The organism is Micrococcus sp. Alg238-R198, from assembly GCF_900537135.1.
Classification (GTDB): domain Bacteria; phylum Actinomycetota; class Actinomycetes; order Actinomycetales; family Micrococcaceae; genus Micrococcus; species Micrococcus luteus.
Window position 1 is genome coordinate 246,217 of record NZ_UNRH01000002.1, and the last position, 16,492, is coordinate 262,708.

13 protein-coding genes and 2 riboswitches are annotated in these 16,492 nt (G+C 74.1%); of the genes, 7 read left to right on the top strand and 6 right to left on the bottom strand.

Translation table 11 applies throughout. The annotated features are described in order from the left end of the window. Positions 1-35: 35 nt before the first annotated feature. Entirely contained in the window at positions 36-650 is a 615-nt protein-coding gene (locus G6R13_RS12270) for a hypothetical protein (protein WP_235281223.1), read from the bottom strand. Between the two features lie 192 nt (positions 651-842). Next, a riboswitch (SAM riboswitch) is annotated at positions 843-962 on the top strand. Between the two features lie 73 nt (positions 963-1,035). Here G6R13_RS12270 and G6R13_RS03180 point away from each other — a divergent pair. Further along, the gene (locus G6R13_RS03180) at positions 1,036-1,560 is read left to right on the top strand and encodes a flavin reductase family protein (protein WP_044658827.1); all 525 of its coding nucleotides are present in this window, start codon (positions 1,036-1,038) and stop codon (positions 1,558-1,560) included. 238 nt (positions 1,561-1,798) lie between these two features. After that, a complete protein-coding gene (locus G6R13_RS03185) occupies positions 1,799-2,002 on the top strand; it encodes a cold-shock protein (RefSeq protein WP_020628179.1) in 204 nt (67 codons plus the stop codon). A 214-nt stretch (positions 2,003-2,216) separates the two neighbouring features. Here the strand turns inward: G6R13_RS03185 and G6R13_RS03190 are convergent, their stop codons facing one another. From G6R13_RS03190 to G6R13_RS03205, 4 genes are all read right to left on the bottom strand, one after another. Further along, positions 2,217-3,437 (bottom strand): MFS transporter, encoded by a 1,221-nt coding sequence (locus tag G6R13_RS03190; protein WP_163721034.1) that lies wholly within the window; start codon positions 3,435-3,437, stop codon positions 2,217-2,219. Positions 3,438-3,553: 116 nt separating this feature from the next. Further along, a complete protein-coding gene (locus G6R13_RS03195; protein ID WP_199727634.1) occupies positions 3,554-5,548 on the bottom strand; it encodes an FMN-binding glutamate synthase family protein in 1,995 nt (664 codons plus the stop codon). Positions 5,549-5,579: 31 nt separating this feature from the next. After that, positions 5,580-6,161, bottom strand: coding sequence for an acyl-CoA thioesterase (locus G6R13_RS03200; protein WP_002858008.1), 582 nt, complete (start codon positions 6,159-6,161; stop codon positions 5,580-5,582). A 19-nt stretch (positions 6,162-6,180) separates the two neighbouring features. Next, positions 6,181-9,825, bottom strand: coding sequence for a bifunctional proline dehydrogenase/L-glutamate gamma-semialdehyde dehydrogenase (locus G6R13_RS03205; RefSeq protein WP_163721036.1), 3,645 nt, complete (start codon positions 9,823-9,825; stop codon positions 6,181-6,183). A gap of 131 nt (positions 9,826-9,956) precedes the next feature. On the opposite strand from G6R13_RS03205, the gene G6R13_RS03210 reads away from it, so the two are divergent. Continuing rightward, positions 9,957-11,006, top strand: a complete 1,050-nt coding sequence (locus tag G6R13_RS03210; protein WP_044658823.1) for an agmatine deiminase family protein — start codon at positions 9,957-9,959, stop codon at positions 11,004-11,006. On the opposite strand, the gene G6R13_RS03215 is transcribed toward G6R13_RS03210, so the two are convergent. Further along, complete coding sequence (locus G6R13_RS03215) at positions 10,972-12,258, bottom strand: AI-2E family transporter (RefSeq protein WP_044658822.1); 1,287 nt, start codon at positions 12,256-12,258, stop codon at positions 10,972-10,974. The two genes, G6R13_RS03210 and G6R13_RS03215, sit on opposite strands and share 35 nt — an antisense overlap. A 46-nt stretch (positions 12,259-12,304) precedes the next feature. Then, a riboswitch (TPP riboswitch) is annotated at positions 12,305-12,410 on the top strand. 66 nt (positions 12,411-12,476) lie between these two features. Between G6R13_RS03215 and G6R13_RS03220 the strand changes: the two genes are divergently transcribed. Genes G6R13_RS03220 through G6R13_RS03235 form a run of 4 tightly spaced genes read left to right on the top strand, consistent with a single transcriptional unit; the run spans position 12,477 to position 16,475 of the window. After that, complete coding sequence (locus G6R13_RS03220; protein ID WP_044658821.1) at positions 12,477-13,541, top strand: thiamine ABC transporter substrate-binding protein; 1,065 nt, start codon at positions 12,477-12,479, stop codon at positions 13,539-13,541. After that, positions 13,541-15,271: an iron ABC transporter permease gene (locus G6R13_RS03225; protein ID WP_069941406.1), complete on the top strand. Its 1,731-nt coding sequence runs from the start codon at positions 13,541-13,543 to the stop codon at positions 15,269-15,271. The genes G6R13_RS03220 and G6R13_RS03225 overlap by 1 nt, the downstream gene beginning before the upstream one ends. After that, a complete protein-coding gene (locus G6R13_RS03230; RefSeq protein ID WP_002857999.1) occupies positions 15,271-15,972 on the top strand; it encodes an ABC transporter ATP-binding protein in 702 nt (233 codons plus the stop codon). The genes G6R13_RS03225 and G6R13_RS03230 overlap by 1 nt, the downstream gene beginning before the upstream one ends. Then, entirely contained in the window at positions 15,969-16,475 is a 507-nt protein-coding gene (locus tag G6R13_RS03235) for a TetR family transcriptional regulator (RefSeq protein WP_010080165.1), read from the top strand. Before G6R13_RS03230 ends, G6R13_RS03235 begins: the two co-directional genes overlap by 4 nt. Positions 16,476-16,492: the final 17 nt, after the last annotated feature.

A 16,492-nucleotide genomic window follows, 5' to 3' on the forward strand; every position in this document is an offset into this window, starting at 1 on the left:
TCCCCGCGCCGTCATCCGCCGTCGTGATGGCGGCCTCATGCGGAGGGTGCGGTCAGCACCATCCGGAACGGCTTGTCGTTGTCCACCGTGACGGTGAACGTCATCGGCCCCGCCTCATCCACGGGGGGAGTCGCCGCCGACCAGCCGCCGCACAGCGCCTCCGATCCGGCCATCCAGGTCTTCGTTCCCCCGCCACCCCGTGAGGTCAGGATCTCCGTCTCACCGGTGGCATCCGAAGGACACAGCACGATGACCCGAAGGACCGCACCCTGTTGAGCGTCCACGGTGATCTGCTGTGTGCCCGTCCCGACCGCCTCCTCCAGGACGGACTCCTTCTCCGGGTCGAGATGGTCCGCATCCGGATGCCGGCGCGTGTACTCGACCAACGTCATCCCGTCCTCCTCGAACAGCGCGGCGGGGAGTGCTTCTTCACCGGCGGGTGACGACGCGGACGAACCGGTGGCGGAGGCCGACCGGGTTGCCGAGGGGGCCGCTGACGTCACGGTGACGGAGGACGCCGCAGCGGTGGATGCCTTCGCGGTGGAGGAGACGCTGCCCGGGGAAGCGGAGCATCCCGAGATGGCGATACCGAGGAGAGCCGCGACGACCACGGCGGCCGACAATGCCGCACGCTTCTTCTCGATGTCCATCCGCATGATCCGATCCCTCTCAGAGAACCGATTGCGGGGCCGCGGGCTGCGGTCTCGAGCCCCCCTCTCGAGTGGCTTGATCCTGGCTGGCGATGCGCGGTGTGTCAAGCATCACATCGGGCAGCTCGGATGACGCCGCGCGACCGCCGCGCTTTGACCACCCCACGGACCCCTCCGTAGGCTGATCCCCAGAATCACGAGTTCCCGTCATTCACGGCCCTGGCCGGCGGGACGGCAACCCTCTCACGCAGTAGTGGGGTGCTCCAGGTGATGATTCGGCCCCTCGGACACCCCGACGGGCAAGTACCGCGCCTCCGCGGATCCGGGCGATCCGCGTTCCCGCCGTCTGCGGAGCCGCGCCAGTCATCGGAAGAGGACGCGCGCCATGACCCTGACCCACGAACCCCACACCGCCGCGTGGGACACCGACCTGTCCCTCGGCAACCTCCGCTCCGGCCTCTCGGCATTCCCCACCGGGGTCGTCGCGCTGGCGGGCCTCGCCGACGACGTCCCCGAGGTGATGGTGTCCTCGTCCTTCGGCGTGGGCATCTCCTGGGAGCCGGCCCTCGTGTCCTTCTCCGCACAGAACAGCTCCCGCACCTGGCCGCGCCTGCGCCGGGCCGGGGCGATCGGCGTCTCCCTGCTCGCGGCGGACCAGACGCCGCTGTGCCGTCAGCTGGCCGCCCGCGAGGGCGACCGCTTCGCCGGTCTCGACGTGCACCGCAGCCCGCACGACGCCCTGCTGATCGGGGGCTCCTCGCTCTGGCTCGAGACGCGGGTGCACGCCGAGGTCCCGGCGGGCGACCACACGGTGGTGCTGCTGGAGGTGACGGCCTTGGCGGATCACACGGACGCCGCTCCCCCGGCCGCCCTGCACCGCAATCTCTTCCACGGCCTGCGCGCGCTCTGAGCGAACTCCAGGTGAACAATCGGGCCCCTGGTTCCCGGTCGGCGAGATCCGTGCAATGATGGAGCCTGAAGTTGATCAAGCTGTATCCCGCCATCTTCACTGCTCGTCAGCCCGGCATCGCCGGCGTCGATGAGTGTTGGGCAAGCGGTTCAGTCTCGCCGCTTCACCCGCGTCCCACATCCGGGCCGCGGTCCAACACCGCCACCGCACCGCGGGGGCACATCGAAAGGACACCATCATGGCTGTCGGTACTGTCAAGTGGTTCAACGCTGAGAAGGGCTACGGCTTCATCGCCCCCGAGGACAACTCCGCGGACGTGTTCGTGCACTTCTCCGCCATCCAGGGCGGGGGCTTCAAGGAGCTCCAGGAGAACGACCGCGTCGAGTTCGAGACCCAGGACGGCCCCAAGGGCCTCCAGGCCGCCAACGTGACGAAGCTCTGATCTTCGCCTGACGCACGGCTTCCGACGCCCCCGGTCCGTATGGACCGGGGGCGTCGTCGTGTGCGCTTCCGTGCGTCCCGCACGCCCGCGCACTGCGCCGCACTCCGCCGTACGCCCGTTCGACCGCGGCGCTGCGACATCACCGCAGGGCTGCACTGCGGTGATGTCGCTGAGGCGCGGTCCTCCGCGGTGGGTCTCGTCCTGGCCCTGCGCGTCAGGCCGCGCCCCGCCGGCCCACGTGGCGACGCAGCAGCAGCACCACGCCCAGGGCCAGCAGATACCCGGCCGCGACGACCGCGAAGCCGGCCCGGTAGTCGCCCGTGACGTCGCGCAGCACGCCCATCAGCAGCGGGCCCAGGGCGAAGCCGGCGTACATGCCCATCGAGTTCGCCCCGGTCGCACGGCCGAGCCGCTCGGCCGGCACCTCGCTCAGCAGGCCCGCGTTGATCACCACGTTGGCGCCCAGCACCGTCAAGCCGTGCACCGCGGCGCCCACCCACAGCAGGGCCGGCAGGTCCAGCAGGTCCGCGGCGAGGAACACCACGACGCCGGCCACCGCACCCAGGCAGATCACGGCCAGCAGGGTGGTGGGCCGGTCTCCGGAGCTCATCCGCCGGCTCCACCCGATCCGGGAGAGCACCCCCACCACCCCGGACACGGCCGCCGCGGCGCCGCCGGCCACGAGCGTCATTCCCAGCGTCTCGACCGCGAAAAGCGGCAGGTAGGTGTTCGTGGCCTGCATGCCCAGGCCGGTGAGGAACGCGATCGCCGCGAAGAACCAGACCGTGGCCGGCAGGGGCGAGGTGTCCCGCCGTCGTCGCCCGCCGACGGGGCCGGTGGCCGGCGGCGGCGCCCCGGGCAGCGGCGGGGCGGCGACCAGGGCGAGCACCCAGAGCGCCCCGATGAGCACCGCGGCCCCCAGCGCGGCGCCCGTCCAGCCGAGGGCGAGGGACGCGGCCGGGAAGAACAGGCCGCCGACCAGCTGGGCCGCCTGCACGCCGGACTGCTTCACCCCGACCCACCCGATGCGCCTCTCCGGCGGCACCACGGTCCGGATGATCCGGTTCGTGGTGGGGTTGGAGATGGCCTGCGTGACGCCCGCCACGGCGGCCGCCGCGTACAGCACGGGCAGGGACGGGGCGACGGCGCCGAGCACGAGCGCCGCGGCGGTGCCGCCGAAGATGATGCTCAGCTGTGCGCGGGCGGACAGGCGGTCGGCGGCCCGGCCGAGGCCGAGCGAGGTGACGGCGGCCGCCGCGAACACGACCGTCATCACGGTGCCGAGCTGGCCCGAGGTGACGTCGAGCCGCTCCATCACGACCGTGGAGGAGGCGGAGACGCCGTAGTTGAACAGGGGCCCGGCGCCCATCGCCGCCAGCAGCACCCACAGCAGGGCCGCGGAGGGGCGGCGAGCGGCGGGGGCGGGCAGGGTCACGGCCCCAGGCTACGACCCCTCACGCGACGAGGCGGGAAATCTATCTCATGGGCGCCCGGGGGCGTCGTGTGAGGTGGATTTCCCGCCTCGAAAGCGGGGGTGACTGCGGGGGTGGGTCAGCCGACGCGGCCCTCGCCGCGGTGCTCGCCCTCGACGCGGCCGGTGGTCCCCCGCTGGGTGACCTCCTCGCCGTCCTGGCGCTCGGGCCGCTCGCCGGCCTCCGCCGGCAGGCCCTCGTTCTCGTCGGTGGGCGTCTCGCCGGCGGTGGCGGCGGGTGCCGGATCCTGCGGGGCCCGACGACGGCCGCCGTGCGGGGACAGCGACTCACCCTCACCCAACGAGCTGACGCGCGGCATCGGCGACGTCGTCAGCGGCACGGACTCGGTCTGCCGGGCGTCGACCAGCGTGGAGCCCGTCCCGGAGATGGGGGAGCCCTGCACGGGGGCGCCGCCCGCCTCGCGGCCCGGGATCAGCAGCTCGGAGCGCCACTCGGGGTCGCGCTCGGTGAGGTAGTCCACGCGGGCGTGCTCGCCGAAGTGGTCCGCGTCCGCCTCCTCCCAGTCCATGGCCCAGCCGGCGGGCGGGTCGTTGAGCAGCTCGTCCGTGCGCAGCCAGTGGTAGATGGACGCGTACGAGCGGGTGCTCAGGTGGTCCACGCGTCGGCGCAGCATGCGGGTGTTCAGCTGGGACGGATGCGTCAGACCCATGGACGCCATGATCTGCACGGCCTCGCGCACGGTCAGGCGGTGGTAGTTGAAGACGCGGTTGCCCTTGTCCTCCACGTCGAGGGCGCGCATCAGACGCGGGTCCTGCGTGGCCACCCCCACGGGGCACTCGTTCGTGTGGCACTTCTGCGCCTGGATGCACCCGGTGGCCATCATCATCGCGCGGGCGGACATGGTGAAGTCCGCGCCCTGGATCAGACGCCTGACGATGTCCGAACCGGTGGCGACCTTGCCGGCCGCGCCGAGCTTGATCATGTGGCGCAGGCCGGTGCCCACGAGCGCGTTGTGCACGAGCATGAGGCCCTCGGTCAGCGGGGTGCCCACGCGGTCCGAGTACTCGAGCGGGGCGGCGCCGGTGCCGCCCTCGGAGCCGTCCACGATGATGAAGTCGGGGGCGATCCGCTCCTCCCAGATGGCCTTGGTCATGGCCAGCACGTCCACGCGGGAGCCCACGCAGAACTTGATGCCGATCGGCTTGCCGTCCGAGAGCTCACGGAGCTGCTCGACGAACCTGACCATCTCGCGCGGGGTGCGGAACGCGGAGTGGGACGCCGGGGACAGGCAGTCCTTGTCCATCGGGATCTCGCGGGCCTCGGCGATCTCGGGGGAGATCTTCTCCTTGGGCAGCATGCCGCCCAGGCCGGGCTTCGCGCCCTGGGAGATCTTGATGGTGATGCCCTTGACCTCGGGCAGCAGCGCCTTCTCGGCGAACTTCTCCGGGCTGAAGGTGCCGTCCTCGTTGCGGCAGCCGAAGTAGCCGGAGCCGATCTCCCAGAACAGGTCCGCGCCGTTGCCGCGGTGGTACTTGGTGAGGCCGCCCTCGCCGGTCTCGTGGATGAACCCGCCCAGGCCGGCGCCCTTGTTCATGGCGATCACGGCGTTGGCGGAGAGGGAGCCGAAGGACATGGACGAGATGTTCATCAGCGAGATGTCCACGGGCCGGCGGCAGTCCGGGCCGCCGATCCGCACCGTGGGGGGCTCCTCCGGCGGGTTGACCGGGGCGGTGGAGTGCAACAGGAACTCGTAGCCGATCTCCGAGGTGTCCCGCTCGGTGCCGAACGCCTTGTGGCTGTCCAGTCCCTTCGCACGGGCGTAGACGATCGAGCGGGTGTCCCGGTCGAACGGCTTGCCGTCGAAGTTGCGCTCGATGAAGTACTGCTGGATCTCGGGGCGGATCGACTCCAGCAGGTACCGCATGTGGCCGAGCACGGGGTAGTTGCGGAGGATCGCGTGCCGCTTCTGGGTCATGTCCCACACGGCGAGCACGAGCAGCGCCACCAGGAGGACCGCCAGCACCCACCACGCGCCGCCGCCGATGGCGGCCACCAGCACGACGACGAGCGCGGCCAGCGAGAGGGTCGCGACGATCAGGAGTCTGTTGTTCACCCGACCATCGTGCCCTATATCACTCGAACGTTCATCCTCGCTGCACTGTGTCGAAGTCCCACGTGTGGGGCAGGGGCGTCCGGGCCGACGGCAGGGCCACGCTGCGCCGCCACTCGTGCAGCCACTCCGGCAGCGTCGGCTCCCCCGCGAGGTCGTGGCCGGCCGCCGCCGCGATCGCCCGGACCTCGTCGTTCTCTACGGGGCGGCCGTCCTTCTTGCGCAGGCGCGTGCAGATGTACGCGCGCACCGCGACGTCGCCGTCGACCACCACGCGCTGCTCGAACCACACCGCGCGCTCATCCAGGCCGATCATCCGCGTCTCCACGTCGAACCGCTGCCCCAGGGTCACCGAGCGGCGGAACGCGATCTGCTCGGCCTGCACCACGGGCGTCCAGCCGCGACGGCGGATCTCGTCCCACAGGCCGGTGCGGACCATCGCGTCGAAGCGGCCGAGGTCGAACAGCCCGAAGTACTGGCCGTTGTTGACGTGCAGGGCCATGTCCACGTCCGTGGGCAGGGCGCGCATCGGCAACGTCGTCGGCTCCCAGAGTCCGGCGCGCGGGCGGCGGCGGGCGCGGGCGACGACCCAGATCGTGCGGGGGATCAGATGCATCAGAGGTTCCTCCTCGGGGTCACAGGACCCCCTCGGTCAGATGGTCCGGCGTGCCGAACCGGTGGGCGGTCACGGACACGGCCTGTTCGTGCAGGAACGGCAGCAGCTCCACCTCGCCGGCGCTCACCACGGGGCCAGCGTAGACCGCCACGTCGGGGGTGTCGCCGAGCGCCGCGTGGAGCGCGCGCCGCGCCGCCTCGGCCGCCTCCCGGTCGCCGGCCCAGTCGGCGACGAGCCGGATCCGTGCGTCGCCGCCGCCCTCCGCTGCGGGCGGGACCAGGGCCAGCCGCCGGGCGCGGTCGTGGAACGCGGCGTCATCCTCGACGACGACGTCCACCGGCGCGGCCGTGCCGGCACCCTCCGTGCGGACGGACCGGACCAACTCCTCCACCCGGCCGCGCACGGCCTCGGCCGAGAGCCCGTCCGCGTCGGGCCCCTCCGCGGTGGGGGTCGGGCGCAGGCTCACGGTCATGGGCGCCCCGGCGCGCAGGCCGGCGGAGACGATGCGCAGCAGGTGGTCGGCGGGCCCCGAGTGCCGGCGCACGAGGACCGGGGTGGGGACGTGACGCAGCACGTTCCGCTCGGCCTCGAGCGCGGAGACGTCCGTGGCCACCCCGAACACGGTGGTCCACGCGTGGGTGTCGAGGGCGCGGGCGGTCTCGAGCCAGGACGCACCCGCGCCGTCGGCCTCGGCCCCGGGCCGTCCCTCTCCCCCGGCCCACGTGGGCGCGTCCTCCCAGTCCACGAGGCCGTGCAGGTAGTGCGGCCCGCCGGCCTTCGTGGTGGGGCCGACGACGGAACGCTTCCAGCCGCCGAAGGGCTGGCGGCGCACGATGGCCCCGGTGATGCCGCGGTTCACGTAGAGGTTGCCGGCGCGCACGCCGCGCAGCCACACGTCGATCTCCTCCCGGTCCAGCGAGTGCAGCCCGGAGGTGAGGCCGTAGTCCACGGCGTTCACGATCCCGATCGCCTCCTCGAGCGTCTCGGCCGTCATCACGGCCAGCACGGGGCCGAAGTACTCGGTGAGGTGGGCGTCGGCGCCGGGGCGGACGCCGGAGCGGATGCCCGGGCTCCACAGGCGACCCGTCTCGTCCAGCGGCCGCGGGCGCAGGGCCCACCGCTCCCCCGGGCCGAGCTCGGTGAGCCCGCGGCGCAGCTTCTCGCCGGGGGCCTCGATCACGGGGCCCATCTCGGCGCGCGGGTCCGCGGGGTGCGCCACGTGCAGGGACGAGGCGGCGTCCAGCAGCTGCCGGTGGAAGCGCTCGGAGGTGGCCACGGAGCCGACGAGCACCACGAGGGAGGACGCCGAGCACTTCTGGCCGGCGTGACCGAACGCGGACTGGACCACGTCCTTCGTGGCCAGGTCCAGATCCGCGGACGGGGTCACGATCACGGCGTTCTTGCCGGAGGTCTCGGCGAGCAGGTGCAGGTCGGGGCGCATCCCCTTGAACAGCCGTGCGGTGTCCCAGCTGCCGGTGAGGATGAGCCGCTCGACGGCCGGGTCGGTCACGAGCGCCGCGCCGACCTCCGCCTCGTCCTCGTCCGCCAGTGTCACCAGGCGCACGAGGTCCGCGGGGTCGTGCCCGGCGAGCGGGCCGCCGTCGTCGAACAGGCCCGAGTCCCGCAGCCCGGCCACGATCAGCTCCCACGCGACCGCGCCCGTCCGCTCGGACTGCGGGGCCGGCTTGAACACCACGGGCGAGCCGGCCCCGAGCGCGGCGAGGACGCCCCCGACCGGGATGGCCACGGGGAAGTTCCACGGCGGGATCACCAGGGTCAGGCGGACGGGCACGGCGCGAGCGCCCTCCACCGCGTCCAGGCCGCGGGCCAGGCGCGCGTAGTAGTGCGCGAAGTCCACGGCCTCGGAGACCTCGGGGTCGCCCTGGTCCAGGGTCTTGCCGGTCTCGGCGGCGGCCACCTCCAGCAGGCGGGCCCGGCCGGCGTGCAGGGCCCGTCCGACGGCGTCCAGCGCGTCGGCGCGCTCGTGGCCGGTGAGCGCGCCCCAGCGGGCGCCGGGGTGGGCGGTGGCGGCGATGGCGGCGCGGGCGTCGTCGGCCGTGGTGGCGCGGTGGGCGCGGACGGTGTCCGTCCCGAGGTCCGAGCCCGGGACGGCCGCGAGGATCCGGCGGGCCCACTCCCGGTTGCCGGGCAGCGCGGGGTCCGTGTCCGGGGTGTTGGCGAAGCCGTCCACGGGGGCGGGGGTCGGCCCGTCCTCCCCGCGGGACCGGTCCTGGAGGCGGTTCGGACGGGGCACGGCCGCGTCCAGGTGGCGCAGCGAGGCGCGGAAGCGCTCCTCCTCGCGGGCGAACAGGTCCGCGTCCGCGTCCAGGTCGAACACGGCGGACATGAAGTTCTCCGGGGAGGCGCCCTCCTCGAGGCGGCGCACGAGGTAGGAGATCGCCACGTCGAACTCCTCGGGCCGCACCACGGGCGTGTAGAGCAGCAGGGCGCCGACGTCGGCCCGGACGGCGGCGGCCTGGCCGGTGGCCATGCCGAGCAGCATCTCGAACTCCACCGCGGCCGGGTCGAGCCCGCGGCGCTCGATCAGCCGGTGGGCCAGGGCGACGTCGAAGAGGTTGTGCCCGGCCACGCCGATGCGCACGTGGGCCAGATGCTCCGGGGTGAGCGCGTAGTTGAGCACGCGCTTGTAGTTGGTGTCCGCCTCCTGCTTCGAGCCCACCGTGGCCAGCGGCCAGCCCGTCAGGGAGGCCTGCATCCGCTCCATGGGCAGGTTGGCGCCCTTGACCACGCGCACCTTGACCGGGGCGCCGCCGGCGGCGACGCGGCGCGCGGCCCACTCCTGCAGGCGCACCATGGCCGCGAGCGCGTCCGGCAGGTAGGCCTGCAGCACGATGCCGGCCTCGTAGTCGCGCAGGCCCGGCTGCTCGAGCAGGGCGGTGAACACGTTGAGCGTGAGGTCGAGGTCGCGGTACTCCTCCATATCCAGGTTGATGAAGGTGTCCCGATCCCGGGCGAGCTCGAACAGCGGGGTGAGCCGCTCGGTGATGTCCGCGACGGCCTCGTCGAACGCGTAGGGCGCGTGCGGGGCGGTGGCGGCGGAGACCTTGACGGACACGTAGTCGACGTCGTCGCGGCGGATCAGCGCGGCGATGCCCTCGAGTCGGCGGTCCGCCTCGCCCTGACCGAGGATCGCCTCGCCCAGCAGGTTGATGTTCAGCCGGGTGTGCTCGTCGCGCAGGGCCGCGATGGCCTTGCCGAGCTGCCGGTCCCGCGCGTCGACGATCAGGTGGGAGACCATGCGCCGCAGCACGCGGCGGGCCGTGGGGACGGCGATGCGCGGCACGAGCGGGGCGGCGCGGCCGCCGACGCCGAGGACGGCGCGCAGGGCCGGGGGCAGGAAGCCGGGGGCGCGGCCGGCGAGCTCCCGCAGCGCCCGGGCGGCGATCGCGGGGTCCTCGGGGCGGACCACGTGGTCCACGAAGCGCACGATGAAGTCGAGGCCGCCCGGCTCCTTCAGGGCGCCCGCCAGCTGGCGGGCCGCGAAGTCGGCCTCATGGTCGCGGGACTCGGCGAGCCAACGCCGCACCTGCGCGACGGCGTCGTCGGCGAGGGCGTGCAGGTCGGCGGGGTCGGGGATCCCGCCGGTCGCGCCGAGGACCCGGTCGAGATCGTCGTGGTCCTGGGCGGAGAACATCGCGGTCATGGCCGCACTCTGCACGTGTGCCGGGTCACAGGTCAAACCGCCGCGGCTTCCTGTCAGACGCCTATGCTCGATGGACATCCCCTCGCCGCGCGCCCGCGCGTCGCCGCCGTCTTCCCAGGAGCCCGTCCGCCATGGCCGCCGCCGACCCCGTCCCCACCGACGCGCGGGAGCGCCGGGACGTCGTCGTGCCCGTGCCCGGACCCGAGGATCCGCCCGAGCGGGCCTGGCTCGTCCTGCCCCACCGCCACCCGGTGCCGACGCTGCTAGACGAGACGCGGGACGCCGTCGTGGGCCTGGCCGAGACGCTCGCCGCCGTGCTGCCGGTCACCGTGCTCGCCCACCCGCGCGACGCCGGGGCGGCGCGGCTGGTGCCCCCGGAGGTGGACCTGCTGCGCGCGCCCGTGGGCTCACCGCTGCTGGGCCGCACCGGGCCGAGCTTCATCCGCCGCCCCGAGGGCCTGGCCGCCGTCGCCTGGCGCAGCGCCGCGGGACTGACCGGGACCGGACCGCTCGACGGCGCGGCCGCGACGGCCGTGGCGGAGGCGGCGGGACTGCCGCTGCTCACGCCCCTGCTGTGCGCCCCGCGCGGGGCCTGGGTGACCGACGGCGAGGGGACGGCCGTGGTGGCCGCGGACCCCGTGCTGGACGGGCGGATCAACGGCGCGTGGACCCCCGGCCAGGTGGCCGCCGAGTTCGCCGCCCTGCTGGGGATCACCCGGGTGCTGTGGGTGCCGCCGGCACCGCGGCCGGACACCGGGCCGTGGGGCGGGCCCGGTCACCTGGCCTCGTGGGTGCGCCTGCAGGGCGACGGCGAGGCCGCCGTGCACTGGCGCGGCGACCGGTTCCACCCCGAGCACCCGTACGCCGCGGCGGCGCTGCGCTTCCTGCAGGGCGCCGACGACGCCGCCGGCCGGCCCCTGCGCGTGCGCACGGTGACCGGGGCGGCGCAGCCCGCCGAGTACGACCCGGCCGAGCGGGGCCCCCGCTCCCTCCTGGACACGCTGCCGCTGGGCGCTGCGGTGCTGCGGCCGGCGTTCGAGGACGCCGCGGGCGAGGAGGCCGCGGCCGCCGCGTGCGCGGCACTGCACCCGGGGCTGCCCCAGCTGTCGTTCCCCGCCCCGCCGCTGCTGCGGCTGGCCGGCGCGCTCAACGACCTGGTGCTGCTCCAGCCCCGCCCGTGACCTCGTCGGTCGCGGGGCCGTCGTCGTCCCCGCCGTCCGTCGGGGCGCGGTCCTCGTCCTTCCCGTGCGCGTCCGAGCGCCAGGCCGCCGGGCGCAGCCGTTCCAGGAGCGAGGACTGACGGCGCTCCATCCCCTTCAGGTCCGAGGCGATGAGCGCGTTGATCCAGCGGGCGTTCGGGTCGGCGTCGATCAGCACGGCCTTGGCCAGCAGCGTGCAGGGCAGCGCGAGGATGGCGCCGAGCGGGCCGAGGACCCAGGCCCAGAAGAGCAGGGAGAGGAAGCTGACGGTGGGGATCACGCCGATCGCGTCGCCGGCCACCTTGGGCTGGATCACGGACTGCAGCACGAAGTTCAGCACCGAGTAGCTGACCACCACCCACAGGAAGTCGGACCAGCCGCCCGCCGCCAGGCCCAGGACGGCCGGCGGCAGCAGGCCGATGATGAAGCCGATGTTCGGGATGTAGTTGGTGAGGAAGCTGAGCACGCCCCACACGAGCGCGAGCGGCACGCCGATCAGCATGAGGGCAATCACGTCCAGCACCGCCACGATCAGGCCGAACACCGTGGTGACCACCCAGTAGCGGCGCACGCCCTGGGCGAACTCGACCAGGGCGTGGCCGAACTCGTGGCGGGCGGTGCTGAGCAGGCGGACGCGGCGTTCGACGTCCATCGAGTCCATCGCGAGGAAGAACATGCCCATGATCACGGTGACGAGCAGGCCGAAGACCGCGTAGACGTTCGTGGCGATCTTCGTGACGGCGCTGACGGCCGTCCCGGTGACGGCACTCATGTCGATCGAGGCCAGCTGCTGGGACACCATGTCCGGGGTCACGCCGCGCTCGTTGAGCCAGTGCGAGACGTCCAGGACGATCTGCTGGAAGCGGTCCGCGTACTTCGGCAGCTCCGCCACCAGCTCGAGGCCGGACCACACCATCATGCCCCCGAACACGGCCATCACCGCGACGACCAGCAGGACGGTGGTGGCGGCCCCGAGCACGGGGTGCAGGCCCCGGCGGATGAGCCAGGCCTGCAGGGGGTAGGCCACGATCACGAGGTTCAGCCCCAGGAAGACGGGCGCCGCGATGGAGGCGATCCCCTGGAAGAACTGCACCACCAGCACCAGGCCCGCGAGCGTCAGGACGATCACCAGCATGCGCGGCCACATGCGGTGGGGGCGGCGGATGTCCCAGTCGGAGGCGGGGCTGGACGAGGCGGGCGGCGGGGTCACCCCCGCGGGCTGTGCGGCGCTCACGCGGGCAGTCTATGCGCGGGCCGGACGGGGTAGGGTCGGGACCAGTCCACATCGACAGGGGAGCGCCCGCGCGGCGCTGAGAGTGCGGTCCGCCGCAGACCCTCGAACCTGCTCCGGTCCGCACCGGCGAAGGAAGTCGAGTCTCCCGGTCGACGTCGTCCCGGGATTCCGGTGGCGGCCTCGTCCCGGCCCCTCCGCCGTCCCAGAGGAGAACCGCCATGTCCCGCACCCCGCACCGCGCCCTCGCCGCCCTCTCAGTGGCCGCCCTCGCCCTCACCGGCTGTTCGGTGTCCGGCTCGTCCGGCGACGGGGCGTCGTCGTCCGCCGCCGGCGCCGGCGGCGAGCCGACGACGGTGACGATCATGACGCACGACTCGTTCAACCTGCCCCAGGAGCTCGTCCAGAAGTTCGAGCAGGAGTCCGGCTACACCCTGAAGACCACGGCCCCCGGCGACGCCGGCAGCGTGGTGAACCAGCTCCTGCTGGCCAAGGACGAGCCCACCGTGGACGGCGTCTACGGCGTGGAGGACCACTCGGCGCACCGCCTCGTCCGCGAGGGCGTCGTCGCCGAATACACCCCGCAGGACCTGCCCGCCTCCGCGCAGGACCGGATGGTGGAGGACCGCATGACCCCGGTGGACCAGGGCCAGGTGTGCTTCAACACGGATCCGGCATGGTTCGAGGCCCACGACGTCGAGGCCCCCACCTCGATCGACCAGCTCGACGACCCCGAGTACGCGAAGCTGACGGTCGCCACCTCCCCCGTGGCCTCCTCCCCCGGCCTGGCGCTGCTCGCGGCCACCACGGAGAAGTACGGCGACGACGGCTGGCAGGACTGGTGGCGGGGCCTGATGGAGAACGGGGGCAAGGTCGCCGACAGCTGGTCCGACGCCTACAACTCGGACTTCTCCGGCGGCGAGGGCAAGGGTCGGTTCCCGGTGGTGCTCTCCTACTCCTCCTCCCCCGCGTTCGCCCCCGAGACCGAGGTGATCGAGGACTCCTGCACCCCGCAGGTCGAGTACGCCGGCGTGCTCGAGGGCGCGAAGAACCCCGAGGGCGCGCAGGCGTTCGTGGACTTCATGCTCACCGAGGAGGTCCAGTCCGCCCTGCCCGAGTCGATGTACATGTACCCGATCGACGAGTCGGTGCAGCTGCCCGAGGAGTGGGCGCAGAACGCGCCGCTCGTCGAGGACGCCATCACCCCGGACCCCGCCCGCATCGACGAGCGCCGCGAGGACCTGCTGAAGGAGTGGACCGCCCTGTCCGAGGCCTCCCGGCGCTGATGTCCGCGCTCACCGAGGTCGCGGCCCCCGGCACGGACCTGCCGCGCCGGCGGGCCCGCGGCCGGGGGGACGGGCTCGGCCCGTGGTGGCTGGTGGCCGCCGTCCTGCCGGTCGCCTTCCTGCTCGTCTTCTTCGCGTGGCCCGTGGCGGCCATGCTCTGGCGCGGGATCGGCGGCGACGCCGACGCGTTCACCGGCGCCGTGGACCTCACCGCCTTCGGGGAGACCCTCGCCCGCGAGCGCACGTGGCGCATCCTCGGCCAGACGCTCGGCATGGCCGCCGCCGGCACGGTGGTCTCGGTGGCGCTCGGCCTGCCGACCGCGTTCGTGCTGCACCGGCGTCGCATCCCGGGGCGGGCCGTGCTCCGCGCCCTCGTGCTCGTGCCGTTCGTGCTGCCCACGGTGGTGGTCGGCGTCGCGTTCCGCGCCCTGCTCGCCCCCGGCGGACCGCTCGGCTTCACCGGGCTGGACCAGACGACCACCGCCGTCGTGCTGGCCATGGTCTTCTTCAACGTGTCCGTGGTGGTGCGCCAGGTGGGCGCGCTGTGGAACGCGCTGGACCCGCGCCAGACCGAGGCCGCCCGCACCCTGGGCGCCTCGCCGTGGCGGGCGTTCCGCACCGTGACGCTGCCCCAGCTCGCCCCGGCGATCGCCGCGAGCGCGGCGCTGGTGTTCCTGTTCTGCGCGTCCGCGTTCGGCATCGTCCAGACGCTCGGCCGGCCCGGCTACGGCACGCTCGAGTCGGAGATCTGGGTGCAGACCTCCGTCTACCTGGACCTGCGGACCGCGGCGGTGTTCTCCGTGCTGCAGTTCGCGGTGGTGCTGGCCGCCGTCGTGGTCTCCGGCGTGACGGCGGCGCGCACCCAGCGGGCGCTGCGCCTGCGGGAGACGCCGCCGGCCCGGCTCACGCGCGCGGACGCGGTCCCGGTGGCCGTGATGCTCGCGGTGGTGGCGCTCGTGGTGGCGCCGATCCTGACGCTCGTGGTGCGCTCCTTCCACACCCGCCACGGCTGGGGGCTGGGCAACTATCGGCTGCTGTCCACGAGCGCGGGCAGCGGGTTCGTGGGCGGGTCGACGCCGGCCCAGGCGCTCGAACAGTCCCTGCGGGTGGCCGTGGACGCCACGCTCGTGACGCTCGTGGTGGCCGTGCCGCTGGCCCTGCTGCTGACCCGGCCCTTCCGTTCACGCGCGGCGCTGGTGGCCCAGCGGGCCCTCGACGGCGCCCTGCTCCTGCCGCTCGGGGTGTCCGCGGTGACCGTGGGCTTCGGCTTCGTCGTGTCCCTGCGGGCCGCGTTCCCGGAGCTGGCGGCCTCGGGCGTGCTCGTGCCACTGGCCCAGGCGGTGGTGGCGCTGCCGCTCGCGGTGCGGGCGCTCGTGCCCGTGCTCGCGGCGGTGGACCCGCGGCTGCGAGAGGCCGCGCGCACCCTCGGGGCGGGCCCGTGGCGGGTGCTGGCCACGGTGGACGGCCCGTTCCTCGCGCGCGGCGTGGGTGTGGCCGCGGGCTTCGCGTTCGCGGTGTCCCTGGGCGAGTTCGGGGCCACGAGCTTCCTGGCGAGCCCGTCCGCGCCCACCCTGCCGGTGCTGATCGCCCGGCTGCTGGGCCGGCCGGGCGCGGACAACTACGGGATGGCGCTCGCGGCGGCCACGGTGCTGGCCGTGCTGAGCGCCGGGATCATGCTGGTGTGCGAGCGGCTGCGCCCCCGGGGCCCGGCCGGGGCGGGAGGTCTGTGATGACGCCGACGACGACGGGGGCCTCCCTCCGGCTCCGGGACGTGGCGATCCGCTACCCGGACGGCTCCACCCCCGTGCGGGGGACGGACCTGGACGTGGCCGCCGGGGAGATCGTGGCGCTCGTGGGCGCCTCCGGCTCGGGCAAGTCCACGATCCTGCGCGGGATCGCCGGGCTCGAGGACGTCGTGGCGGGCACGGTGGAGCTCGACGGGCGGGACGTGGCCGCGGTGCCGACGCACCGCCGGGGCGTGGGGATGGTGTTCCAGGACGGGCAGCTGTTCCCGCACCGGACCGTGGGCCGGAACGTGGCGTACGGCCTCGAGTCCGCCGGCTGGGACCGGGCCCGGCGGCGGGCACGCGTGGCCGAGCTGCTGGACCTGGTGGGCCTGACCGAGCTCACGGACCGGCCTGTGCAGCGGCTCTCCGGCGGGCAGGCCCAGCGCGTGGCGCTGGCCCGGTCGCTGGCCCCGGCCCCGCGGGTGCTCCTGCTGGACGAGCCGCTGTCCGCGCTCGACGCGGACCTGCGCCGGCGCCTGGCCGAGGACATCCGGACGGTGCTGCGGGCGGCGGGGACGACCGGCGTCGTCGTCACCCACGACCTCGCGGAGGCCGCGGTGATGGCCGACCGCACCGTGCGCCTGGGCGCGGGGGGACGCATCGCGGCGGAGGAGGACGGCCCGGCGGTAGCCTCTCAGGCATGACCCCGCCCGCACCCCGCCCCCGGCTGACCGCCCAGGACGTGGTGGACGCCGCCGTCGGGATCCTGCAGGACTTCGGCATGGGCGACCTGTCCATGCGGCGCGTGGCCGCGGTGCTGGGCGTGCAGGCCTCCGCGCTGTACTGGCACGTGCCGGACAAGCAGTCGCTGCTGGCGCGGGTGGCGGACCGGATCGTCGCCGAGGCGGAGGAGACCGTGCGCGCCCGCCGCGTCACGGACCTGGCGGGCCGCGCCGAGGCCGCGGAGGCCGCCCTGCTGCGGCACCGGGACGGGGCGGACGTGGTGCTCTCCGCCCTCGCGCTCGGGCTGGGCGGCCTCGGCCTGCACCGTCTGCTCACCGAGGCGGCGGACACCCCGGAGGACGGGGAGCGGGCCCTGGCGCTGCTGCTGGGCACCGTGTCCCTGCGGCAGCAGCGCGCGCAGGCGCAGGCGCTCGGCGTGCCGACCGGCCCGGACGTGCAGCGGCACCGCACGGACCCGCTCTGACGCCTCGTCCGACGCGG